This is a genomic window from Fischerella sp. JS2, from assembly GCF_032393985.1.
Lineage (GTDB): Bacteria > Cyanobacteriota > Cyanobacteriia > Cyanobacteriales > Nostocaceae > Fischerella.
In genome coordinates this window covers 5,302,533-5,326,789 of the sequence record NZ_CP135918.1, presented here as the reverse complement: position 1 = coordinate 5,326,789, position 24,257 = coordinate 5,302,533, and the positions used below count along the sequence as shown (strand labels likewise).

The following is a 24,257-nucleotide window of genomic DNA, read 5'->3' as shown; positions in this document are numbered from 1 at the left end:
GACTTCCCCAAAAAAAGTTTTAACTCCACCGTGCTGTTTGTTCTAAACTCTAATTTTTGAAGAAGTCTTTTAATATTTAAAAATTTTTTGGTATTACAAGCTTAATTCCTCACCGAAACAGCAACTTTGGGTCAGTTATCTGTTCTGTCAAAATCCAAAATTACGTCATCATGAGGAAAAGCTATAGGCTCGGGGTCAATTAAGAAAGTAGTTTGTGAATACCACTGTCCGTTAACCTCAAACCTTTCAAATTCACTTTCTAAAATTGCCCAAGTTCGCGGATTAAGCGCAGCATTATACTGCCACCTGAAACGGTTTGTTAGCTGAAGTTCACGTTCCAATGTCTCTAAATCACTCAGACGCCAAAAGCGAGTCATTATGCGTTGAGTTGATTCGATCGCAGGAGTTTGTAATGCCATCTCCATCGGTTTATTAATAATAATTTGTTTGCGATCAGAGCATCTGACAATGGAAACGGGTCTTTCACTCTCTCCTGCCTGCACTATCTGCTTTAATAGTGGCACGGGCAGATGCAGCAAAGAACATAATACTTCACCATCTGTGCGTAAAATTGCTTCTGCTGTTTCATAAGGAGTTGGTGATTGTTCTAATGCCATCCAGCTAAAAATTTGGATAGGAGACTTACAGCATCGCCAAGCGATTTTTACTTTACCTTTGATATTGTAGGCTGTCTCAGTTAGGCACTCTCGATACATCATAGCTAACTGTGTTGCAGCTTGCTTACTAGGAGCTTTGATTGTTATACCCTCGTGAGTAAAGAAATAATTCCAATGAGGTTGATTGAGAACTTTAAATAGTTCCATTTTCAATACCTGTCTGATATTTGCTGTTGTTGCCATAAGTTGCAAACCAAAGCTTTTGCTGTAATTGTTCAGGTACAGCTAAGGCTTGCATTATCACAAGGAAATCATCTTTTGTCGGTAAAACTTCAGCGCCAGCAATTTGTTTGAGATTTCTTACGCCTGTACGCCGTCGAAGCTTGTTGATATTGCGTTGAACTAACTCATGAATAGTTGTTGGTTCTGGTTCGGTTTCTTTTGTGATAGTTTTTTTACCTTGTCTTGCGGTAAGCGCTTCAGCAACAATTGATCCGACAAGGCTACTAATAGTTTGTCCTTCTTGTTTTGCCCAGTGTTCCAGTTGTTTTTTTGTGTCTAAATCACAGATGAAAGTGACTTTTTCTTTTTTTGTTGGCATCTTGAATAAATCCATAACCCTGAATTCTTCTTTATCATGGTCTATGCTCCTTGAAGGACATTTTCTTTAAAGTTCTAACCCTCTTGACAGGTTCGGAACCAAAATTTAATATAGCATCAGCAGCTAAAAAATGTCCATATCCAACACACCTATTTTTATTTATAAAGAGAAAATTGATTTGGTGATTATTAGCGTGGACAAAACCATAACTCAAAACATAGTTCAAGTTGGCTCATACCTAGTCAATTGCTGGAAGAGGATGCAAATATATCAACTTGCCTAGATTAAAACCACCTACTTTAACAGCAATCAAGCAATTTAAGTTGAGAATGCCATTAAACACATTGGAGCATCTAATGTCTAATCCTGCGATCGCAGTCATTGGAATGGGTTGTTGGTATCCTGGCGCACATGATTTACCGCAGCTTTGGGAAAACATACTTGCAAGGCGGATTCAATTTCGTAGGATACCCCAACAGCGACTACCGCTTTGTGAGTACTATGATCCCGACCCGACTGCGGCTGAAAAGACCTACGCGACCCGTGCGGCTGTGATTGATGGTTTTAAGTTCGATTGGATTGGTAAACACATTCCCAAAGGAACTGTTGAATCGGCAGACATCGTTCATTGGCTAGCCCTGGAAGTCGCACTCTCTGCTTTGGAGGATGCTGGCTACACACGGGAAAACGTTGTTACTAAACGTTCAGGTGTAGTGCTTGGCAACACACTGACTGGGGAGCAAATGCGGTCTAATGCCATGCGCTTGCGCTGGCCTTATGTTCAACGAGCAATGCGCGCTGCTGCCGAAGCAAGAGGACTGCCATCACAACTAATACATGAACTGTTAGAGACTACGGAGGAGTACTATAAATCGGCATTCCAAGCGATAACTGAGGATTCACTGGCTGGATGCCTTTCCAACACCATAGCTGGAAGAATCTGCAACTTTCTTGACTTTAATGGTGGTGGGTATGTAGTGGACGGTGCTTGTTCCGCTTCACTGATCGCAATTGCTACCGCCGCTACAGCCTTAGTTAATCACGACCTGGATTTGGCACTTGCTGGAGGTGTCGATGTTAGTCTAGATCCTTTTGAAATCGTTGGATTTGCCAAAATGGGCGCAATTACCGCTCAAGACATGACAGTCTACGACAAAAAAGCTAGCGGTTTTATTCCAGGTGAAGGTTGTGGTTTTGTGGTTCTCAAACGCTTGGAAGATGCTCGTCGAGATGGCAATTATGTGTATGCAGTGTTGCGTGGCTGGGGGATCTCCTCTGACGGCAGAGGCGGCGTTACTGCACCTAAACGAGAAGGTCAAGCGATCGCACTTTTGCAGGCCTATGACCGGGCAGGCTACAGAATTCGCGACCTTGATTTGATAGAAGGACATGGTACAGGTACTCCTGTAGGCGATCGCGCAGAATTGGAAGCTATTGGACTAGCTATGGGTTCTCATGGAGAAACGACAAAGCGTACTTGTGGTATCACCTCCTTTAAATCAATAGTTGGTCATACAAAAGCGGCGGCTGGTGTAGGAGGATTTATCAAAGCTGTAATGGCTGTTAATTCTCGCATCCTACCGCCCACTGCTAACTGTAAAGAACCCAATCAGGTATTTGAGACATCTGCTAGCTGTATATACCCAATCCTCCAAGGAGAAATCCGCAGCAAAACCGAAACTCTACGAGCAGGTGTTTCAGCGATGGGATTTGGCGGCATTAACTGCCATGTAACCCTTGAGTCCGGTGATAGTCCCTCTGTTCGTCTGGCAACTTCTATTGAAGAGCGTGCTTTATTAGTCTCTAAACAAGATACAGAACTGTTTGTGCTTAGTGCTGAGTCTATTTTAGCCTTGCTTCAACGCACCCAGGCTGTAATCCGCCTTACAGAAGGAATTAGCGTCGCCGAACTCACCGATTTGGCAGTACACCTGACTCAGGAACTGGATTTAAAATCGCCAGTTCGGGCAGCTATCATTGCTGACACACCTGAAGAGCTAATTGACAATCTCAAGCAACTGGAAATAATGCTGAGCGAAAAGCCGCCTGCCAAAGGAGAGATCGCGATTAGCCAACAGAAAAACATCTGGCTTGGCAATACAGTTTTCCGGCGCAGAGTAGGTTTTTTATTTCCCGGTCAAGGTTCTGGACAATTAAATATGGGGCGCACACTTGTTGAACGCTATAGTTGTGCCCGCGAACTTGTCAAGCAAGCAGATGATTGGTTGCAGGAGATGGGAGCATCAGCAGTTAGCCAATTCATCTTCCGTCCTGTGGAGCAAGCGGTTAACGCAGAGCAAATTCAGGAGTGGTCAACCGCACTAGCACAAACACAAATTGCCCAGCCTGCTATTTGTCTAACCTCTTTACTTTGGACTCGTAGACTTGCTAACCTTGGCATCAAGCCTGTAGCAGTAGCGGGACATAGCCTTGGTGAACTTACTGCTTTTCGGGTTGCAGGTGCTTTTGATGACAAAGCTTTGCTAAACTTAGCAACTGTTCGAGGGCAAGCCATGTCTGCACCAAAAAGCAATGCCGGAACTATGGTCAGTTTAGCTTGCTCACACCAAACGGCAGCTAAACTCTTGCAGCAAGTTAATGGTTATGCAGTTGTAGCAAATATCAATAGTCCAAAGCAGGTTGTTATATCTGGCGATCGCTCAAGCATTCAGCAAGTTATTGAACTTGCCGCAGATCATGGCATTCAAACATATCAGCTTCCTGTTTCTCATGCATTTCATTCTCAAATGGTTTCTGAAGCAGCCGGGCATCTAAAAAACCATGCACCAATTCCAGAAACCCTTGGGGAAATTACTACCCAGCTATTTTCAAGTGTAGATGGACAACAAGCACAACCCGGACTCAAACTGCGCGACCATTTTGCACAGCAAGTCACAGCGCAAGTTAACTTTGTTGCTTTGGTGCAAAATCTAGCCCAGTCATGCGATTTGATTATAGAGGTGGGTCCTGGAAAAGTTCTCTCGGGTTTAGTAAAAGATATTATTGACCCTGGTAATCTTTTGTGTCTTCCCGTTGAATCGAAACCTGGATTGGATAAAGATTTCAATACTGTGTTAGCTGGTCTTTTTGTTTACGGTAGCGAAATCAACTGGCAAGCACTTTACGACAAGCGTCTTGTCCGACCTTTTACACCAGCATCAGATCGTGTCTTCATAGAAAACCCTTGCGAGCATCCGTTTCAAGTCTCTGCTGTCATTCCATCCAAAGTCACACTACCCTCTCAAGATCGGGTCGAGTCAATGATTGCTGATGGAACCAATGTTTCACCACAGGTTGTATCTCAAGTACTGTTCGATTACCTTTCTCAAAGAGGCAAGTTTCTCGCCGAAGTGGTTCGAGCAGACATGCAAAACCTGCCGTCACTCCTAACGCCTCACAACAGTGCTATCAATGGCCAGAGTCAAGCACAGACTTCTCTCATTTCTGTTGAGCCAAAGTTGGAAACAAAAGTAGAAACCTCTAAAAACTACAGCAAAACTAAAGATATTGAGGAACTTCTGATAGAACGGATTGTCCAGAGGACAGGGTATCCCAAAGAAAGCATTTCCTTGCAAGCACGACTGCTTGACGATTTAAACCTAGATTCGATTAAAGCTGGTGAATTGGTTGCAACTCTGGCTAAGGAATGTAACGTAGCAGGTGAGATTGATCCATTAACTCTTGCCAATGCCACACTACAAGAAGTTGCTGTTGTCATTTGTACAACTCTAGCGAAAAAGAAAGCAGATATTGCAGCGATCGCACCAAACGCACCAAAAGTAACAGTATCTAGTCAAGCCCCAAACTTTTCAGCATCTATACCTAATCTTCTCTTAGAACTAGTAGAACAACGAACTGGCTTTCCCCGAGAAACCTTGTCAATGAACTTACGTTTACTCAATGATTTGAACCTAGATTCAATCAAAGCTGGAGAGTTCGTTGCAGAGGCAGCCAAGCGTGCCCAAGTGCCAGGACGACTTGACCCATCACAATTTGGGCGTTGCTGAATAAAGGTATGTTTTAGGCAGGTAAGGGAACAGAACGATATTTGAGGTAGTGCAATAACAATCGAACAGAGTATCTCAGCATTTCCTCGGTTTTGGAATAACATAAAGTTTTACGATGAAGACGAGCCAAATAATGTCTAAGCCTTGTGTTTTCATTTTCGACTCGTGTCATGTAGGTCTTACTCACAATTTGGTCACCATCAGGAACAAAACAAGGGTAAACAGGGTATCCATCTGTGACGTAAAAATAACTCTGCCAACACTGGACAATGTTCCATAACTGTTGGAAAGTAGTCGAACTACGATCACCTAAAACCCAAGCAAGAATACCTTGAGTAAAGTGATTTACCGCCGTCCACAACCAGATTTTATTTTTTTTGAACCAATAAATGTTTCTAATTCATCTAGTTCTCCCACCTGCGGAATTTCCTTTGAATTTGGTGTATCCGCCAATTGTGTACCCACTCGTTTAACCCAATGAATAATGGTAGTATGATGAACGTTTTTCACCCTTTCAATTCCACGAAATCCCATACCATTGACGTACATTTTTAGGCATTCTTGTTTGATTTCATCCGAGTAGCCCCTGGGTGGTTTATAGACATCAATGAATTGACGACCACAATCACAGCAAATGTGATTCTGTTTACCTCTTTTCTTTCCATTCTTACGGTTATGACAAGATCCACAGCGTGGACATTCCATGATTAATTGACCTCAATTCATACCGCTATTATGCAACGCCACAATTTGCTAATGCCACATTGACAGAGATTGCCAATGCCTTGCAGCAGCTTTTAAATTTCCCAGAGCATTCACAGTCGAATCTGCCCAAAACCCCTAAGGATGCGCCTAAACCCTCAACCTTGACAAGCTTTGGGGAAAAGTCTTGGGGACGCAACTTTGTTATTCAGTATGTGGAGGAAGCTCAAGTAACTCTCATTGCAGGTCAACAAAAGCACTGGAAAACTGCAAACGTGCTGCTTCTATGTACTCCGGAGCAAGTAACAGTGGCAGAAGCAGTGCAAAAAGAACTGCAAACTCAAGGCGCACAGGTTCAGATTAAATCTTTTGCGGAAGCCAATGAGCAGGCGCTGACAAACAGTGTTGATTTCTCCGATTTTATTGCTTTTCTTCCTCAACTACCGAGCGAAGGGTTGTCAGCAGACGTTCGTTTGCAAGAAATAATTAGGCGCTTACACACTGTAGCAACACTTACACCTGTCTCTAGCAAACCGCACCGACCCACAACCTTGGCTTTAATTCAGTTTGGTGGAGGATACTTCGGCAAGCAACCACAAATCGCCAATATCGAACAGTGCTGTACAAGGGCCTTTGCAGCTAGTATCCATTTTGAGCGACCCGATTTGCAAGTCAGAGTGATTGATTTTTCTCCAGATGTTAATCCTGCTTCGCTAATAGAACGCATAAGCTATGAACTTTCCACATCTGAGACTTATAGTGCAGTGGGCTATGATTCTCAACTAACTCGACGTGTTCCCCGACCAATTCTACAACATCCAGCAACATATCAAAAAAGACCCATTTCCTGGTCAGCAGAGGATGTTGTTTTAGTTACAGGTGGTGCTAAAGGTATTACCGCTACCTGTGCCTTTGCTTTTGCCCAAGCGACGGGTGTGCGTATGGCCCTAGTTGGTAGTTCACCCCACCCGCAAGGCAAAAATGACGAAATTGCTAACACACTGGAAAGCTTCACAAAGGCAGGATTAACTTGTCAATACTATCAATGTGATATTACCAATGCCGAAGCAGCGATCGCTTTGATTCACCAAGTACGCCAAGAGATAGGCAAAATTACAGGGGTAATCCACGGCGCTGGACTTAATAAGGCAAGAAGAGTAGAGCAGGTTTCTGTACAGACAGTAAGTGCAGAAGTTGCACCTAAAGTCCTTGGAGTTCTGAATCTCTGCAATGCGTTGCAAGACGAGCCACCAAAACTATTTGTGGGCTTTGGATCGATCATCGGCATCATAGGTGTGCCGGGCAATGCTTGGTATGCTTTTTCAAATGAAGCGCTAGACCTCATTTTGCGCCGCTTTCAGCTAGAACATCCAGAAACATCCGTTCTTACCATTGCCTTTACTGGCTGGGAAGAGGTTGGCATGGCAGTACGCATGGGTAGTATTCCGGCTCTAGTCAAGCTTGGACTCTACCCCATATCCAAAGACGAAGGAGTGCGTAGATTTCTCAATTTGATGCTGAACGATCCTGGCGATCGCCAAGTTGTGGTTGCAGGTAGAGCAAGATTTGATACATGGTTGCCAAAGCTGCCACCAATCCCAGATGCCTCAAGATTTTTAGAGCAGATAATCTATATAGAACCTGGAGTAGAAGTGATTTCTCGAGTTCATCTGGATATAGGTAAAGACTTATACATCAGGGATCACATTTATAAAGGCTCGTACCTGTTTCCAACGGTATTTGGTCTAGAAGCTATGGCTCAGGTTATTGCCTATGCTACAGGTCAATCTCACTTCCAAGCGTTGCGTATAGAAAATATTCGCCTTGAACGACCCATTGTAGTAGACTCTGTAGCAGGTGTAGACATCGAAATTCATGCAGAGGTGATTGAAGATTGGTCTGCTGGTGCTAAACAGAGAGTGCGCGCAGGCATTAGAACAGAACAGACAGGCTTTGCTGTAGATCATTTCTCAGCAACCTTTGTCTTGAACATCGATAGCGATTTGCCCAAAGTTAGTGTCGAACTCCCAAAGACTCCGTTAGATATTCAACCCCAGCAGGATCTTTACAGTTGGTTGCTATTTCAGGGTTCTCGCTTTCAACGCCTACAGCAGATTTACACCCTTAATGCTAAGGAGTGTGTTTTCAGCACAGAAATACGTGCATCCTCTTCTACGGGTAAGGACAGCTTTGCTGGCGAAATTTCATCTCCTTTACTACTTGGAGATCCGTTTTTCCGAGATTCCTTGCTTCAGGTTGTACAGCTGATTATTCCACAAGACATTAGTCTTCCCACTGGCATTGATAGTATCGAACTTTATCAACTAAATAAAAATGTTGCCAGCAAATGTATGGGAGTTGCCACCCTTGAGGAGCGGGATGGTCAACAATATCGTAGTACCGTCTTTGCCTTTGCTCAGGATGGGCAAATTATAGAAAGGCTTGAAGGTTATCAATTAAGAATTTTAGAGCATCGCGAAGACCATCCCACGGCTGAAGAACTAGCACAGCCGAGCCAACGAGATGAACAAATGTTGTGTACTCAGTTGGCTCATTGGGCTGAGCAGTTCCAGGTAACTGTACCGGAAGTGTCTCTAGTCTATCTTCCAGGCTTACATGAGCTATCAAGAGCAGAACGTCATCAGCGAGAACTCCCAGTATTCTCAAGAGCGATCGCAAAGCTGCTTAATACCAATCAATAATGGCATCACCTCTGATTAGGAGTGTTAAATGGTGAATACATCGCTATCAACTTCCGTAGAAATTAAGGATCACAACATTGACCATACATCAATACCTCTGCAAGCTCCAGGTCTGCCACAGATTCAAATTAAATGGCTGGATTCAGGTAAACCTGTGCTTGAAGGGTTAGAAGAAAAAGCTATCAATGTGTCTCTCTCTCATGATGACTATGTCTGCATGTGTGTTGCTGGTTATGGGCTTCAAGGTTGCGATATTGCTCCAATCATACGCAGAACACAGCAAGAATGGATTGCTTTGTTAAGCTCTGCTCGGGAACCATTAATGCAACAGTTGTTACGTATTAACGACTCGTTAGACCAAGCTGGTATCCGTATTTGGGCAGCAGTAGAGGCTGTGCGTAAGGCAACCAATGCTTTAGATATCGACTTGGTGATTACTCAAACTAAGGAAGATTGTGTTCTGTTTCAGGAGGTATTTTCCGGGGGTAAGTTTCAAGTTCTTACCTTTCCAATTCGGCTAACTCGGGGTTCTCAAAGAATGGTAGCGCTGGTTGTACAAAATACTTAGCTTATAAGTTCCTATTACAAAGTTATGGTCAAACGCAAAAATTAACACGGAGACAGTTGTGAATGCACAGCACTCAATTACCAGAATATGACGTTGTAGTACTAGGTACAGGATTTGCTGGTAACTGCCAAGTCCGACACCTGTTACTCAAGATTCCAGATATTCGAGTAGCCCTTATTGATCCTCGTCTGCAAGAAGATTTAGAAGCAGACTTCAAACCTGGCGAGTCAATGATTGAAATTGGCACACTTTTTGTTTGTAAAGAACTGGGTCTTTATGATTATGTGGTTGAAAATCATCTACCCAGAGTCGGCTCAAATTTCCACTGGCCGAAAGACCCAACTCAAACAGCAATTGCCGATGACTACTATCACATTTGGTGCAATCGACAACCTGAACTTGATTCTACTCAAATCAACAGCGCTAGATTTGAGCAAGACTTGCTACACATGAATCAACAGATGGGCGCTGACTTTTTTAAAGGTCGTGTGGTTGATCTAGATTTAACCCCAGGTAATGCCCTCAAAACAGTTAAGGTGCAGCTAGACAACAAGAACATCGAACTGAAAGCTAAACATATCATTGATAGTGCAGGTCGCAAATTTCTTGTCGGGCAAAAAACACATAACCTCCTGTTTAAACCGGAAAATCTGGATGGAGTCAACGTTGGATCAGCATGGGTACATGTCAAAAATGTAGACCGTAACATTTTTCACAATGGTTACGACCCGTATAGTGCAACTTGCAGCCATTACTATGCCACTAATCATTGGTTTGGTTATGGTCACTGGCTGTGGATGATTCCCACAGACAAGTACACTCAAGAAATATCCATAGGTGTCATTCACCACCATGATGTGATTCCTGCTTCTGATATTAATACTCAGGAAAAGTTCTATGCTTTTCTCAAGGCAAATCATACCAATTTATATAAGTTACTCAGCAGTGGTGAGAATGTAGACTTTCACTATTTGCCAAACATTACTTACACCAGTAAGGTTATGTTCTCGCCAGACAACTGGTATGTGCTTGGTGATGCAGCTTGCTGTTTTGATATTTTCTATGCTTCAGGAACAACAATGATTTCATTCAGCATCGAAAGTATCACAGAAATCATCCGCGCCAAACTTGCTGACGAGTCTAATGCTGAGGAGAAGCGCTCCACTTATAATGACTTCTGCATTGCCTATGCACATCAAGTCAACTATCAGATGAAACATCGTGCCCAACAACTTGGACACGCCAGCATTATGAGTTGGCGCATCTACTTGGAGCATATGTGGCTTTTTGGGTTGACTTTACCAATTTATGTAGGCAAATGGTTTTTAGACCCGGAGTATATTCGCACGTATCTCAGCCAAGTTCCTAGTGTACAAAGAGTAATTTCTGAGGTGTACGAGCAGTTTAACAAGTTAGTAGAGCAGGGTGCAAATATCGGCTTAATGGATATCTACCGAGCCGATCAATTGTTTGGAGATTATACTCCTGTTAAGCCTCAGGACGACTACTTGGAGAACGCAAAATTTGAACCCAAGCATTGCAATGTTTTTGCCAGCTTAAAACATACTTACTTTTATACTGCTATTTGGTACATCCTTTTTCAGTGGAAAGGCTTTGGTCTTTTGGGCGTACTGGCTCCACGCCATCTCTACAACTTCTTCAGTTTGTGGAAGGGAGTATTAGATGCTACTGCAAGGGAGAGAGCTTACTGGCAACATATGAAACATATACCTACTAATAGTGAGGTGGTGCAGATGCGGCAGGAGTTTAAAAACTACCGATATCAAGCACAATTGCAGCCAAGGTGAGACTTGAAAATAGGTGTGGGGGTGAAGGGTCTAGGGGTGTAGGAGGAGTTAAATTGTCATTCCTTCGTTGTGGGCATAATTGCTGTGGGGGTCTGACTTGATTTGCAAACTGATTGTTAACAAATTCAAAATTCAAAATGGAGTTGTCAATGCATACTATTCAACAGCAAGAATATGATGTCGTCATTATGGGTGCAGGCTTTGTAGGAGTCTGTCAAGCTCGACACCTCTTGCTAAAAATCCCCAATATCCGAATTGCTCTGGTTGACCCTCGTCCAGAGGAGCGCACAGACAAAGACCTCAAACTTGGTGAATCAATGGTGGAAATTGCCACCTTGTTTGTATCTAAAGAATTGGGACTCCATGAGTACTTGATCGAAAATCATCCTCCCAAATCTGGGTTGAACTTTCACTGGGCTAAAGACCCAGCGAAAACAGAGACAACTGACGATCACTATCACGTTTGGTCTAATCGACGCTCACCCATTCAAACTTTTCAAATGAACCGCGCTAAATTTGAGCGGGACTTACTGAGAATGAACAAAGAAATGGGTGCTACCTTCTACAACGGTCGTGTGGTTGATGTAGATTTGACTCCAGGGGATGCCCTCAAAACAGTCAAGGTCAAGCTGGGCAACGAAGATATAGAACTCAAAGCTAAACATGTCATTGATGGCTCAGGTCGCAAGTTTATTATTGGACACAAGACAGACAACCTCTTATTCGGCCCAGAAAACCTTTTTGGAGTACACAGTGGTTCAGCTTGGCTACGTGTAAAACATGTGGATCGGACTATTTTCCACAATGGTTATGACCCCTACGGTGCAACTTGCAGTCATTACTATGCCACCAATCACTGGTTTGGTCATGGTCATTGGCTGTGGATGATTCCTACAGATAAGGATACTCAGGAAATATCAATTGGTGTTGTCCACCATCATGATGTGATTCCGGCTTCTGACATTAATACTCAGGAAAAGTTCTATACCTTCCTAAAGGCAAATCACGTTAACTTGTATAACTTGCTTAGCAGTGGTGAAAATGTTGACTTTCACTACTTACCAAGACTTGCCCACAAGAGCAAGGTTATGTTCTCTCCAGATAATTGGTATGTGCTTGGTGATGCAGCTTGTATTTTTGATGCCTTCTATTCTTTAGGGACAACGATGATTTCGTTTGAGATTGAAAGTGTCACAGAAATCATCCGTGCTAAGCTGGCTGGCGAACCTGATGCAGAAGAAAAGCGCGCTATCTATAACAGCTTCAATGTTGCTTACACAGGTGCGGTTAACTACACCATGAAAAATCACGCTAAGCATCTGGGCCATGCAAGCATCATGAGTTGGCGCATTTACTTTGAGTATATGTGGTTCTTCGGGTTAATTTTACCTATGTATGTAGGTAAATGGTTCTTAGATCCGCAGTATATTTGTGCATACTTGCAGGGTTCTGGTGCTGCTAAGAGAGTGATTGCTGATGTGTATGAGCAGTTTAGCCAGCTAGTTGATCGCGGTGCAAATATAGGGTTAATGGATGCCTACCGAGCTGATCAATTGCTTGGACACTACTCTACAATTCAACACTTTGGCAATTATCTAGAAAACGCTAAGCTTGAACCGAAGCGCCATAACATTTTTGTCAGTGGGACATATGCCTACTTTTACCTTGCCATTTGGTACATAATGTTCCAGTGGAAAGGCTTTGGGCTTGTGGGTGTATTGGCTTCACGAAATCTCTACAATGTCTTCAGCTTACTGTCCTCATCAGTAAAGTCTGGTTTCGGCGCACTCAGTTACTGGCTCCAGAACAGAGGTGTACCGACTAATAGCCAGGTAGCAAAAATGCACCAAGAGTTTAAAAGCTACCAATATCGACCTGAACTCCAGCCTTGGACACAGGATATAACTGCTCTCAAAGTTAAAATTCAAAACTCTAGCGAGCAACAACTAAACGGTATAAATGCATCAAAAGTTCAAGAAGTTGCAGTATCTAGTTAAATGACATAACTGTTTGTAGCGATCGCTTCAGTGATCGCCACAAACCTAAACAAAAGTTTTTTAAATAAGAGTTGCGATGTTTTTTCTCAAAGTTGCACACCCTTAGAATTTCAGTTGGCTCACTATCCTGATGGAACTTCTTGGTAAAGCAACAATATGTCCAGATTATCTCAAACTTTAGACTGCTACAAAATTCAAAAGGGAATCCATCTGTTGGGATTGAGTATTTCAGAGTCAGAACTGAAAGAACTACTGTCTGGAAATAGCATTTCACTCGAAAGTAGAGATTTAAGTGAAATAGGCTTATTGTTTATTCTTGCAGATGCACTTTCGGCAGCAAATTTCTTTAAAAAAGCTACTTTTCGAGATTTATCAGAGGTAGTTACAGAAGATGTAACTAGTCCCGGTATTCCAATTTTTTGTTGGAATTCAGAAGTTGGTCGATGCTATTTGTACTTAGCTTTAGTAAATGGTCAGCCTGCACTAAAAACTTGCTATCAGTATTTCTAAAAAGATTTTTGTTACACAATTTTTCTATACTAACAGAAAGGAGAGAGTAAAGATGGTGTTTGTATCTTCTACATATATGCGACTGAAATCACCTCTTTATATCCCACTGCTGATCTTCTATGTTATACAGGCTATGCTTCAAGTTGAACGCGCCTCTGGCAAGCTCAATACTCGATATCGGTGGATAGATGGCGAATTTTGGACGCTAAGTCTCTGGCGAGATGAAGCATCAATGAAAGCCTATCGTAATCAAGGAGTACATCGACAAGTCATGCCAAAACTAGTTAAGTGGAGCAGCGAAGCAGGCCTGGTAAATTGGTATCAAGAAAGTACACAACTTCCAGATTGGCAAATCGTAGAAAAACGGATGCGGGAAACAGGAAGAATGCAAAAATTTGGGCATGTTGCGGGATAGCGCCAGAAAACGCTATTGTACTTAAATAGGAATAGTAATTAAGTTGAGTAGCAAAACTTAATTCTCCACTGAAAATACTCAAACTATTTCTATAAGGCTTTATTTATCAAAGACTCCATAGGAAATACCAATGCTAACAACCATTGGAAGTGGCACGGACTTCATCGTATACCGGAAAGACCTAAGCCAATGTAAATTTGTTTCTGCCGGAATAGAAGCAGATCTGGAATTAGATCAAGTACTCTTAAAAGTTGATAAGTTTGCATTGACCGCCAATAATATCTCTTACGCTGTGGTAGGAGAGACTCTAGGATACTGGGACTTTTTTCCTGTTGCAGACGAAGCTTGGGGACGAATCCCAGCGTGGGGTTTTGCTGAGGTGATTCGTTCCAAAAAAGACAATGTGGTAGAGGGCGATCGCGTTTTTGGATTCGTGCCTATGTCAACTCATCTTATACTGCAACCTGATGCAGTATCCCAAGAAGGCTTTGTTGATGCCTCGCCGCACAGGAATAAGTTTGCGACGTTGTACAATCAATACCAATTGGTAAAACATAATCCCCTTTATATACCTGAATACGAAGATCACTGGGCGCTTTTTTGGCCTCTGTTCATGAGCGCTTTTGTGTTAGACGAATTCTTAAGCGAAAACAACTTTTTCGGCGCGCAAGCAATTTTGATTTCCAGTGCATCAAGTAAGACTGCGATCGCGTTGACGTTTCTTTTATCTCGAAAGCAGAGTTCTCAGTGTCAGATTATTGGTCTTACCTCACCAGCAAATCTGCCCTTTGTTAAGGATCTTGGATATTATAACCAGGTGCTTACCTATGATCAGATCCAATTGCTTCCCAATAATTTATCGGTGGTTTATGTGGATATAGCAGGTGATAAAAATCTATTGAGAACTCTCCATAATTACTTTCAAAACATGAAGTACAGCTGTTTGCTGGGTGCAACTCACCGCACACCTCAAAGCGGTTTAGAAATTAATAATAAGCTTCCAGGTCCCTATCCAAAGTTTTTCTTTGTCCCAGAGGAGATGCACAAGCGAGTACAGCAATTGGGAGCCAATGTTTTTTATGAATATTTTGACCAGTCATGGTCACAATTTTTGCTATCAATCAGCAAGTGGATTGTGCTAATTAATAGCACAGGTCAGGCGCTTGTAGAGAGAACTTACTTAGACATACTTGCAGGTCACTCACAACCAAATCAAGGTTACGTGCTTTCTCTAAGGACGCGATCGGTTCAATAGCCAGTCAGTAGTAGCGCTCGGTCTACACCATGTAGCGCTGAAGCTAGTGTTTCTGGACATTCAAGGTCGAGCAAATGTGTTTCCACACTTTGGTCAAACAACTGGGCTTTTTGGGGCGATCGCACTACGGCAAGTGGACTCACCAAGACGCCAAGAATTAAGTTTTTCAATTATTTAATAATTCACTGCTACCTTATATTCCTAAGTCTCTAGCTACCATGGTTGCCAAGGTCGCTGTTGAACATCAATCTCACCTGATGAAACGGAAGCATCCCAGTGAGTGCAATCGTCTTCGCACCAGAAGCGCAAATCTATGCAGGCATTACCAATTTCCAAACGACGGAGTGTCAGTTCCGGTAGCCAATGTGGCAAGCAAGGTCAACGTAAAGACGGTTATGAGGAGCATCAGCAGCAAGACCAACAATTGCCTGTAAGAGGTGAAAAACCGAGCCAGCAGCCCATGCTTGGGGAACGTTAGCCTCAATGTAGGGAACTGGAAAAGCTCCAGGTTTTTCTTCGATACCAGAATATACTTCTGGGAGGCGGTAGCTAGCAAAATAGCTGGCAGCCTGAAAAATACTGCGAGCCACACGTGCTGCCTCTGCTGCAAAACCGTAGCGTTTTAACCCCAAAGCAATTATGCCATTATCATGAGGCCAGATTGAGCCAAGATGGTAGGAATAAGGATTAAATGCTGGATTTTTTGCCGACAACGTGCGAATGCCCAAACCAGTAAACATATCTGGCTGAAGTAAATTTTCGACAACACTAGCTGCACGTTCGGGGCTAACAATACCACTCCACAGACAGTGACCTGCATTTGAGGTAATAGTTCGCACTGGTTGTTTTTGTGGGTCAAGTGCCAAAGCATAAAAGCCAATATCTTCACACCAGAAGTTTTCCTCAAAACGTGCTTGGAGTTTTGCGGCTTTGGTACGTAATTCGCTAGCATAACCACCTTCACCTAAAGCATCAAATACCTCTGCCATCCGCATCCAAGCATCGAAGACATAGCCCTGGAGTTCACACAACGCTTTCGGGGCTTCGACTTGGCTTCCATCAGGGTAGACAATTGCATCCCCTGAATCTTTCCAACCCTGGTTTTCAATACCCATATTTGAAAGGGTTTTGTATTCTTGAAACCCATCCCCATCTAAATCGCCATAGTTATCAATCCATTCTAAACACCGCAACGCTGTTTCGCGATACTCCTGTAACAGCGAGTTGTCTCCTAGCCATTTCCATGTTTCATGGAGAACAATCAGATACAAAATTGTGGCGTCGGCAGTTCCATAGTAGGGCGTAAACGGTATTTTTTGAAAATGGGCTAATTCACCTTTACGCAGTTCGTGTAAAATTTTACCTGGTTGAGAATCACGCCAATGATCCACCACCGTTGCCTGCAACTGTGCCAGTTTTTTCAAAGCACCACGAGCAAAACCGGGATGAACGATTGTACTCTGCAAACTAACAATTAAACTGTCACGACCGAAGATACTGACAAATTTAGGAACGCCAGCAGCAGGTATCCAAATATCAGGTTCTAAATCATAGTCGTAAAGTCTTAGTGCAGCTAAGTCAGAAACAGATTGTTTATATACGCGGTAAACTTCCTCGTTAGCTACTGTAAGTTCGGTGACTGTTTCCACCCACTGACGATGCAATTGTTCTAGTTCTAAATTAACTTCTGTATCAACCGCAGAGTCATAACAAATATGCACAGGTTTGCGAACACGGTCATTGACAACGAGAATGAAGTTACCGCAAGTATGCCAAGCTTCACCTGGTTGTAGCACGACTTCAAAACAGATACGACCATTGGCGTAATACGGTTCAGATGTGTAGTTCCGCAGTTGATAGATTAAACAGCGATGAAAATCTTTGTTGTTGTAGGTTGTATGCAGTTCGCTACGGTCTTTATCCCATCGGGTTTCGATGCAACCGCGACGCACAAACTTGCCCATTTGAACTTCATAAATATCGGCAAAGTCTGACCGAAGCGCAATTTCTAGATTAAAGCTAACAGGCTGGAGGCTATAATTGGTCAGATCGAGGTCTTCATGGATACCTCCTTCTACTGTACGGCTAATGGTTAGCGATAGCGCACCTTGGGGAATTGTCCCTGCTTCGGTAGTTAATTCTGGATTGGTGAGATAAATCCGCGCTGCGTAATAAGTCGTTGTTGTGGAGCGCAGACGCATCCAAGGCCTACCATCGAGCAAGCAGGAATAGTAACTCAAAAAACGAGTGTCGTCTGTAAAAATACCTAAAAACTGTTCGCGGTCAATTTGTCCATTCAGGTCAGTTACCATGAAGGTACTACCATGATTGATGGTTAAAAATGGGGGGCCAATAGTGATTTGCATATTATGATGGTTAGCGATGAACTTGATCAGCAGATAAAGGCAAGCAAACGGTAAAACGAGTCTCTCCAGGTTTTGATGTAAAGGTGATGCTGCCACGATGACGGTTTTCAACGATCCGCCTCACTGTCTCCAATCCCAAACCTGTGCCTTTGCCAACCGATTTTGTGGTAAAGAACGGCTCGAAAATGCGAGATTGAACTTCGTTGGGAATACCTGAACCAGAGTCAGTAATTTGAACTTGAATTTTGTCATGACTGCAAGCTGTGGCAATTTCAATAATGCTGGCTCCAGCATCAATAGCGTTATCAATTAAATTTGTCCACACCTGATTGAGTTCGCTGCCATAAGCCAGAATCTTAGGAAGATTGCAATTATAAGCGCGGCGAATTTTAATACCCTGCTTGAGCTTATGAGCAAATAATTTCAGCGTATCCTCCAATCCATCATGCACATCAACTAGTTGCACAGCGCCTTGATCCATGTAGGAATAAGATTTCATTGCTTGTACTAACTCAGAAATCCGCTTTGCCCCTTTTAATCCATTGGTAATCATGGACATGACATCGAATGAAAGCGCTAGCCAACGTAGTCCCAGATCTCGGAGTTCGGTTGGGTCATTTCTCCAGCGTTGGGTCAATTTGTCAAGTGTATCGATTTCAATCCCAGAAGCCGCTAGTGGTTCGGCAAGCTTCCAAGCCTCCTGAACTCCGTAGTCTTCAAGCCATTCTAGAAGTTGCTCTTCGCGATCGCCAATTGTGATCAAATTAACACTCCCATGAATAATTGCGTCGTAGCCATCGTCTCGCGCTTTAAACCATTCCTGGCTATGTTCTTCATCAATTTGGTTTCGTCCAGCGACCAAGTTCATCCGTTGTAGTTCCAATAAGGCAGGAACAACATTTTGCAGTGTCCGCACTACTGCTGCTGCTGGATTGTTTAGTTCGTGTGCTAAACCAGCAGACAAAGTACCCAGTGCTGCCATCTTTTCGCGTTGACGGATAAACGATGTTAGCCCTTCTAATCGCCGTTGCACTGTTTGAAACACAATCCGCTCAAAGTCGCGACACTCGTGGAGTAATTCGAGAAAATCATCTCCAGAAAGTAAATGCAACCGACAAGGACTTAAAGCACGCAACGTGACTGGAACTATTTCGTCGGTTAGCACTTGAACTTCACCAAAGAACGCCGGTGCCTCGTGCAAGCCGAGGGGCATAGCAATTCCTTCGGTGTTGCGAGTGATGCCGACCCGACCGGATGATAAAATAAAAAATCCCCGCCCAACTTCTCCCTCCCGAACCAGGATTTCACCTGTTTCTAGTTCGATTTCTTGAGCGCGATCGCATACCCAATCAAGTCGATGTTCGGGCAGTTTTTGAAATAATTCCAGCTTTAGCAAATCGTTTTTACACAGCACAGCCAGGTGTCCTTCTGTATTTGCAAATAGCTACCGATGATAAATCTTGCTTGATGAGAAGCCAACAATCACTTTATTCATAATAAATTAACTCTTGTTCTAAACAATTCCACCTGTAGCGTGGATATTCTGACCAGTCCCCAATGAGCATTATCAGATACCAGCAGTGCCACAACATGAGCAATATCATCGGATTGTTTAAGTTGGGCAAGCGATCGCATGAGAAGCCTCCTTTCGTCACCGCCTGCAAAAATATTCTCAGGACATAATCGCTTTTACTGGGTTGGTCACAATCTCTACTCCGCTTTTAAAAAATACTTAATGAGGTCTTTGCTGCGTTTGTATAACTCTGGCTTTAGCGACTTGTCTAAATACGCTAGCTTTGCTTTGATTTGCTCTAACGCTAGCCTATATGGTTGTATATGTATTATTAGGTCAAAGATAATTTGATTTACATCGGCTTACCTCAGAAATCAAAGGAAAATTATTATGTCAAATAAACTCGTTGATCCTGTCATACGCAACAACGAGATAGCTGAGGCACTAATTACAGCCATTGGAATTTCTTAACCAGTGTAATTTAATGTCAGTGACACAATAAGCGGTGCAAAGGCCAGTTTTCCTGATGCTGCGTTTCGCTTGCTGACAGTGGTAATTTTGATAGCTATTCAGCAATCATAAGAGGTAATGACAGTGATTAAAAGATATTCATTCTGGAAATTGACGGTCATAATTTTTACAGTAGCATCGCTCCTGATTGTGCCAACAATTGGCAGTGGTGCCAATATAAAAAGTGAGTGGAGATTGGGTGGTCAGAACCTAAACAATACGCGATATCAAGCAACTGAGAAATACCTCAGTCCGGCGAACGTGGCACAATTGTCCCCTAAATGGGTTTTTACAACGGGCGGTGACATTTCTGCGACACCGGCGGTCTTAGATGGAGCGGTATACTTGCCTGATTGGGGTGGCAACTTGTTCAAGATTGATGCACAGACGGGTACACAGATTTGGTCAAACAGCATCGCTAGCTACATCAGCGACCCAAGTATCCCAAAAGCGGTCTCACGCACTAGTCCAGCGATCAAAGGGAACAAAGTGATTATCGGTAGTCAAGAAGGTGCCTTTCTGATGGCAATTAACAAAAATACTGGAGAGCTTATCTGGAAGACAAAACTGGACGATCATCCAAACGCCATCATCACTCAGTCGCCAGCTATTTATGGCAACCATGTATACGTTGGGGTTTCCTCATTAGAGGAGACAGTACCTAGCACAGATCCAAATTACCCGTGCTGCATCTTTCGTGGCAGTATGACGGCGGTCAATTTGACTACTGGTAGGATATTGTGGAAGACCTACACTGTCCCAGACAACGGCGGTCAACCAGGTGGTTACTCAGGTGCAGCAGTATGGGGTAGCACACCAGCAATTGACCCTAAACGTAACTTGGTATATATAGCAACAGGTAATAATTACGATGTACCTCAGACGGTAAAAGATTGCATCGCTAATCTCTCAACGCCCAGCGATCAGTCGCAGTGTCTCGATCCAAATAATCATATTGACGCGATCATGGCACTCAATCTTTATACTGGTGCGATTAAATGGTCAAATAAGTTGCAGGGATACGATGCGTCCACTCTGGCCTGCTTTCCAGGCTTTGATCCGACAAACTGCCCTGACCCAAAGGGAGAGGACTATGATTTTGGTCAGGCACCCATGCTATTTACTGTTAAGAATGCTGGAAAACGACACGACTTAGTCGGCGCTGGGCAGAAGAGTGGTATCTTTTGGGCGCTTGACCCGGATACTGGCAAAGTTGTTTGGAGTCAAATCATTGGCCCTGGTGGCCCAATAGGTGGAATTATGTGGGGTTCAGCCACCGATGACCAACAAATTTATGTTGCGAATTCAAACTCCCTATCCCAGAAGCACACGTTACAGCCCTCAGGTGAGACTATTACAGGTGGATCATGGAGTGCGCTCGATGCAGCAACTGGCAAAATTATCTGGCAGATTGCAGATCCAGGCGATAAGGACGCTCAGCCTCCAACGATTTCACCTGGTGGGGGCGCTCAGGCTCCAATGACAGTAGCGAATGGAGTGGTTTATGCAGGCTCTATGGTAGCAGAGCAAGGCGTAAATAATATGTATGCATTAGACGCAAAGACTGGCGAAATTCTCTGGAAATTTAACAGTGGAGGGTCAGTGGTTGCAGGTGCAGCAGTGGTTGATGGCTCGGTGTACTGGGGATCTGGCTACAAGCGCTACGGCCCAACCGTGTCGAATAATCAGTTCTACGCATTCACAGTCTTACCGTAGGTCTTTTATCGTTCTTTTATTTCTGTGGCAAAAGAAATATTCAGTTGTAGTAACTTAAATGTATTGATAATTAGATTGTTTATACGATACTAATAATACTTTTATAAAATCATATTTACTATCTAATTTTCAACAACTGAAAGTACAGTGAAAGCACTTATTGGCGCTACTAAAACAACATAATTTATGATCAACAAACAAATTATTACTGTATTAGGAACTATTGTTGCACTTATTCTTTTACCCTTATGGTTGGTTCAAAATAAGGCAAACAGTCAAAGCTTACAGGTGGATAATTTAGACGAAAAAAAGATAATAGGAACCTGGCGTGTAAGGGTAGATGTCGATCCAAATCCTATAGGAGACCCGCCAATATTTTATGGTTACACTACTTTTAATAAGGGGGGAACGTTAATTGAATCAAGCTCATATTCCCTTGAAGGTAGTCGTCCTGGTCATGGAGTGTGGAAGAAAATCGGTAAAAACAAGTTTAAAACTGTCTTTGAGAAGTTTATAGAGTTTAACCCTGTTACTCAGCAACAAGGAATTTTTGTCTTCAGAGTAGAGGAAGTGATTAATTTGATTGGAGACGATCGCTTTCAAGGTTTTGAACAAGTTTCACTTTGTAATAATGCAGGAGAGGAGTGTCAGTCTCTTGGAACAGCTCATACTTAAAGCATTCGCCTGAATGTAGATTGAATAATAATAGGGCTTAAGCAGTAGTAACGGAAAAACGAACCACCCTCCGAGTACTCTACCTTGAAGCCGTCCTGTCCCCCTACCCTTACCTTAAGCCGCTGAGTCGCAAAGCGACACGCTGTGCGAACGCGTCTACGTGACGGAAACCGCCTTTTTGGAGGCTGGACTCACAAAAGACAAGGATTATTTGCAGAATAACTCTGATATTAGTAAGAGCGATCGCAACTCTATTAGTCAGAGGAACACTGAAGGTAGTACCGATTACCCTAGCACCCAAGATTAAATTTTTCGCCATTTTGCCTGTAACTTTTACTAGTTTTTTAAACTTGAGTTAAATCAGTCAATCGTTACAACTAGGTGAACTAAATGATTGTTCCGTCTGGAATAATGGCATTTTTCAATACGACAATAATACCAGTATTAATATAAAAGCCTTGGTCTTCTCTGTTTGCCTCTGAAATCTGTTCTTTGTTAATCAGTTTTACGTTCTGACCAATACGAGCATTTTTGTCAATGATCGCACCACGGATGGTAGTATTTGACCCAATACCGATGGGTATACTTCCTAGATTAAGGTTGCTTTGGCGTTCTACATAAGGTTGATAGTAATCTGCACCCATAATCAGAGTATCTTGAATTGTACAGCCTGCTTCAATTCGTGTCCGAATACCCAAAACTGAATGCTGAATCTGACAATCCTTGAGAATGCAACCTTCCCCAATAAGCGAATCAGTCACCTGACAATTGAGGAGTTTGCTGGGAGGAAGCGATCGCCCTCTGGTATAAATGGGTGCTTCTTCGTCATAGAAACTGAAGGGTGGCTGTGGGTGCTGAGTCAGTGCAAGATTAGCATTGTAAAATGCTTCAATTGTGCCAATATCTTCCCAGTAACCATCAAATAAGTAAGCCTGAATATTATGAGTGGTTGCTGCTGCTGGAATAATTTGTTTACCAAAATCAGTTTGTTCGGGGGACTTCTCCAATAAATCTACTAACACCTGTGGCTTAAATACGTAAATCCCCATTGAAGCTATATAAGGCTTTTGTTTTGCGTCTTCACCTGTTAAACCCAACACAGTAGTGTCAACCTGCATTTGCTGTAATGCATCACCTTTAGGCTTTTCACTGAAGTTGAGAATCTTACCAGACCAATCCATCTTCATTAAGCCAAAGGCAGATGCACCCTTTTCATCCATAGGAACAACGCCAAGTGTGATATCTGCGTTGGTTTCCCGGTGACGCTGGATAAATTCGCTGTAATCCATGCGATACAGATGATCTCCAGAGAGAATCAAGTACTCACTGATCTCCCACTCTTTGAATAACCAGAGATATTGACGAACTGCATCTGCTGTGCCTTGGAACCAATTAGAACTTTTTGGTGTTTGCTGTGCTGCTAAAACTTCCACAAATCCTTCATTAAAACCAGAGAAATTATAAGTCCGTGAAACATGACGATTAAGGGATGCAGAATTAAATTGCGTTAGCACATAAATTTTATAAATTTGGGAATTAATACAATTACTAACAGGGATATCAATCAGTCGATATTTTCCTGCGAGGGGAACAGCTGGCTTTGCACGCAACTTGGTTAATGGATAGAGTCGAGTACCAGCTCCGCCACCAAGAATAATTGCAAGTACTTTTTTCACGGCAACCTCATAAGTTGGTTTTGATTAAGAGTTTTAACCCGCAGTTGTCTCACGGGTTCTTGCTTCAACCCCATTTATTAGATGTGAAAATTTGTTTGTCCCTAGATGAAACAATTAAATTTTGGAGCGGATAAGAGTACATTCGTCAACCTTAAACCATCGTCTCTTACCACGTCGCATCTTCACCAATACACGACCAGGTTGCCACCAGGAAGAAGGAATCACAATACCGTCACTGCCGTTGGGGAGTTTGACAAATGTACCCGGAATAATAGACATATATTGATTGTGATAATGTAACCAAAGCGAACAAGATATAGAATTTCGCGGGTATTTATACCCGCGAAAATTTAGATTAGGAGTGTATCCGATGAAATATTAAAAAAATCTAAAGACTAGTCAAAGTGTAACTGTTGTTTATGTTCGTTTTAATTTTCTAAATTTTTCTTTACAAAAGAGCCTGGTCTTAGAAAAACGCGGGGACAAGGAAAATAGGGAGAACCAATGCATTGGACTCCTTTCCGGACTTGTAGCATCTACCGTCACCTGACGTAGACAAGAAGGACAAAACAGGGAAACGCAGAGAAAACCAATAACTAATCTTTTGACACTTGACAAA

The 24,257-nt window shown here is 42.8% G+C and carries 19 protein-coding genes; 10 read left to right on the top strand and 9 right to left on the bottom strand.

Annotated elements, in window-relative coordinates; translation table 11 throughout:
• Window positions 1–131 precede the first annotated feature (131 nt).
• Window positions 132–824: a hypothetical protein gene (locus RS893_RS22580; protein ID WP_315792079.1), complete on the bottom strand. Its 693-nt coding sequence runs from the start codon at window positions 822–824 to the stop codon at window positions 132–134.
• Complete coding sequence (locus RS893_RS22575) at window positions 811–1,218, bottom strand: ribbon-helix-helix domain-containing protein (protein WP_315787930.1); 408 nt, start codon at window positions 1,216–1,218, stop codon at window positions 811–813. Before RS893_RS22575 ends, RS893_RS22580 begins: the two co-directional genes overlap by 14 nt.
• A gap of 329 nt (window positions 1,219–1,547) precedes the next feature.
• Here RS893_RS22575 and RS893_RS22570 point away from each other — a divergent pair, with 329 nt between their 5' ends.
• Window positions 1,548–5,225 (top strand): beta-ketoacyl synthase N-terminal-like domain-containing protein, encoded by a 3,678-nt coding sequence (locus tag RS893_RS22570; protein ID WP_315787929.1) that lies wholly within the window; start codon window positions 1,548–1,550, stop codon window positions 5,223–5,225.
• A 13-nt stretch (window positions 5,226–5,238) separates the two neighbouring features.
• Here the strand turns inward: RS893_RS22570 and RS893_RS22565 are convergent.
• Window positions 5,239–5,930, bottom strand: a protein-coding gene (locus RS893_RS22565) for an IS1 family transposase (protein ID WP_315784082.1) whose coding sequence is annotated in 2 segments (ribosomal slippage) — window positions 5,239–5,606 and window positions 5,606–5,930 — 693 coding nt in all. Because the reading frame shifts where the segments join, the coding sequence is not laid out codon by codon here.
• A 59-nt stretch (window positions 5,931–5,989) separates the two neighbouring features.
• Here RS893_RS22565 and RS893_RS22560 point away from each other — a divergent pair.
• The 7 genes from RS893_RS22560 (at window position 5,990) to RS893_RS22530 (ending at window position 15,182) form a co-directional block, all read left to right on the top strand.
• Window positions 5,990–8,629, top strand: coding sequence for an SDR family NAD(P)-dependent oxidoreductase (locus tag RS893_RS22560; RefSeq protein ID WP_315787928.1), 2,640 nt, complete (start codon window positions 5,990–5,992; stop codon window positions 8,627–8,629).
• Window positions 8,630–8,657: 28 nt separating this feature from the next.
• A complete protein-coding gene (locus RS893_RS22555) occupies window positions 8,658–9,197 on the top strand; it encodes a hypothetical protein (protein WP_315787927.1) in 540 nt (179 codons plus the stop codon).
• Window positions 9,198–9,259: 62 nt separating this feature from the next.
• Window positions 9,260–11,005, top strand: a complete 1,746-nt coding sequence (locus tag RS893_RS22550; RefSeq protein ID WP_315787926.1) for a tryptophan halogenase — start codon at window positions 9,260–9,262, stop codon at window positions 11,003–11,005.
• 149 nt (window positions 11,006–11,154) lie between these two features.
• Window positions 11,155–13,002: an NAD(P)/FAD-dependent oxidoreductase gene (locus RS893_RS22545; protein ID WP_315787925.1), complete on the top strand. Its 1,848-nt coding sequence runs from the start codon at window positions 11,155–11,157 to the stop codon at window positions 13,000–13,002.
• Between the two features lie 156 nt (window positions 13,003–13,158).
• Window positions 13,159–13,512: a hypothetical protein gene (locus RS893_RS22540; protein ID WP_315787924.1), complete on the top strand. Its 354-nt coding sequence runs from the start codon at window positions 13,159–13,161 to the stop codon at window positions 13,510–13,512.
• A 52-nt stretch (window positions 13,513–13,564) separates the two neighbouring features.
• Window positions 13,565–13,927 carry a DUF3291 domain-containing protein gene (locus RS893_RS22535; protein ID WP_315787923.1) on the top strand — a complete coding sequence of 121 codons (363 nt, stop codon included), beginning with the start codon at window positions 13,565–13,567 and terminating at the stop codon, window positions 13,925–13,927.
• Between the two features lie 130 nt (window positions 13,928–14,057).
• Window positions 14,058–15,182, top strand: a complete 1,125-nt coding sequence (locus RS893_RS22530; protein ID WP_315787922.1) for a DUF2855 family protein — start codon at window positions 14,058–14,060, stop codon at window positions 15,180–15,182.
• On the opposite strand, the gene RS893_RS22525 is transcribed toward RS893_RS22530, so the two are convergent.
• The 3 genes from RS893_RS22525 to RS893_RS22515 form a co-directional block, all read right to left on the bottom strand.
• Window positions 15,176–15,352, bottom strand: coding sequence for a hypothetical protein (locus RS893_RS22525; RefSeq protein WP_315787921.1), 177 nt, complete (start codon window positions 15,350–15,352; stop codon window positions 15,176–15,178). The genes RS893_RS22530 and RS893_RS22525 overlap by 7 nt on opposite strands.
• Before the next feature lie 177 nt (window positions 15,353–15,529).
• The gene (locus RS893_RS22520; RefSeq protein ID WP_315787920.1) at window positions 15,530–17,644 is read right to left on the bottom strand and encodes a glycogen debranching N-terminal domain-containing protein; all 2,115 of its coding nucleotides are present in this window, start codon (window positions 17,642–17,644) and stop codon (window positions 15,530–15,532) included.
• Window positions 17,559–18,962: a sensor histidine kinase gene (locus RS893_RS22515; RefSeq protein ID WP_315787919.1), complete on the bottom strand. Its 1,404-nt coding sequence runs from the start codon at window positions 18,960–18,962 to the stop codon at window positions 17,559–17,561. The genes RS893_RS22520 and RS893_RS22515 overlap by 86 nt, the downstream gene beginning before the upstream one ends.
• A 720-nt stretch (window positions 18,963–19,682) precedes the next feature.
• Between RS893_RS22515 and RS893_RS22510 the strand changes: the two genes are divergently transcribed.
• Both RS893_RS22510 and RS893_RS22505 read left to right on the top strand, forming a co-directional pair.
• The gene (locus RS893_RS22510; protein ID WP_315787918.1) at window positions 19,683–21,287 is read left to right on the top strand and encodes a PQQ-binding-like beta-propeller repeat protein; all 1,605 of its coding nucleotides are present in this window, start codon (window positions 19,683–19,685) and stop codon (window positions 21,285–21,287) included.
• Window positions 21,288–21,473: 186 nt separating this feature from the next.
• The gene (locus tag RS893_RS22505) at window positions 21,474–21,962 is read left to right on the top strand and encodes a hypothetical protein (RefSeq protein ID WP_315787917.1); all 489 of its coding nucleotides are present in this window, start codon (window positions 21,474–21,476) and stop codon (window positions 21,960–21,962) included.
• Between the two features lie 109 nt (window positions 21,963–22,071).
• Here RS893_RS22505 and RS893_RS22500 read toward each other — a convergent pair whose 3' ends face one another.
• From RS893_RS22500 to RS893_RS22490, 3 genes are all read right to left on the bottom strand, one after another.
• Window positions 22,072–22,281, bottom strand: coding sequence for a hypothetical protein (locus RS893_RS22500; protein WP_315787916.1), 210 nt, complete (start codon window positions 22,279–22,281; stop codon window positions 22,072–22,074).
• Window positions 22,282–22,348: 67 nt separating this feature from the next.
• The gene (locus tag RS893_RS22495; protein WP_315787915.1) at window positions 22,349–23,638 is read right to left on the bottom strand and encodes a glucose-1-phosphate adenylyltransferase; all 1,290 of its coding nucleotides are present in this window, start codon (window positions 23,636–23,638) and stop codon (window positions 22,349–22,351) included.
• Window positions 23,639–23,752: 114 nt separating this feature from the next.
• Window positions 23,753–23,917, bottom strand: coding sequence for a hypothetical protein (locus tag RS893_RS22490; protein ID WP_315787914.1), 165 nt, complete (start codon window positions 23,915–23,917; stop codon window positions 23,753–23,755).
• Window positions 23,918–24,257: the final 340 nt, after the last annotated feature.

What these genes read in the sequence shown, in the direction of transcription:
- RS893_RS22530 (WP_315787922.1), top strand. Translation starts at nt 14,058, where the DNA reads ATGCTAACAACCATTGGAAGTGGCACGGACTTCATCGTATACCGGAAA.
- RS893_RS22545 (WP_315787925.1), top strand. Translation starts at nt 11,155, where the DNA reads ATGCATACTATTCAACAGCAAGAATATGATGTCGTCATTATGGGTGCA.
- RS893_RS22555 (WP_315787927.1), top strand. Translation starts at nt 8,658, where the DNA reads ATGGTGAATACATCGCTATCAACTTCCGTAGAAATTAAGGATCACAAC.
- RS893_RS22540 (WP_315787924.1), top strand. Translation starts at nt 13,159, where the DNA reads ATGTCCAGATTATCTCAAACTTTAGACTGCTACAAAATTCAAAAGGGA.
- RS893_RS22535 (WP_315787923.1), top strand. Translation starts at nt 13,565, where the DNA reads ATGGTGTTTGTATCTTCTACATATATGCGACTGAAATCACCTCTTTAT.
- RS893_RS22490 (WP_315787914.1), bottom strand. Translation starts at nt 23,917, where the DNA reads ATGTCTATTATTCCGGGTACATTTGTCAAACTCCCCAACGGCAGTGAC.
- RS893_RS22550 (WP_315787926.1), top strand. Translation starts at nt 9,260, where the DNA reads ATGCACAGCACTCAATTACCAGAATATGACGTTGTAGTACTAGGTACA.
- RS893_RS22500 (WP_315787916.1), bottom strand. Translation starts at nt 22,281, where the DNA reads ATGGCGAAAAATTTAATCTTGGGTGCTAGGGTAATCGGTACTACCTTC.
- RS893_RS22570 (WP_315787929.1), top strand. Translation starts at nt 1,548, where the DNA reads ATGCCATTAAACACATTGGAGCATCTAATGTCTAATCCTGCGATCGCA.
- RS893_RS22505 (WP_315787917.1), top strand. Translation starts at nt 21,474, where the DNA reads ATGATCAACAAACAAATTATTACTGTATTAGGAACTATTGTTGCACTT.
- RS893_RS22575 (WP_315787930.1), bottom strand. Translation starts at nt 1,218, where the DNA reads ATGCCAACAAAAAAAGAAAAAGTCACTTTCATCTGTGATTTAGACACA.
- RS893_RS22580 (WP_315792079.1), bottom strand. Translation starts at nt 824, where the DNA reads ATGGAACTATTTAAAGTTCTCAATCAACCTCATTGGAATTATTTCTTT.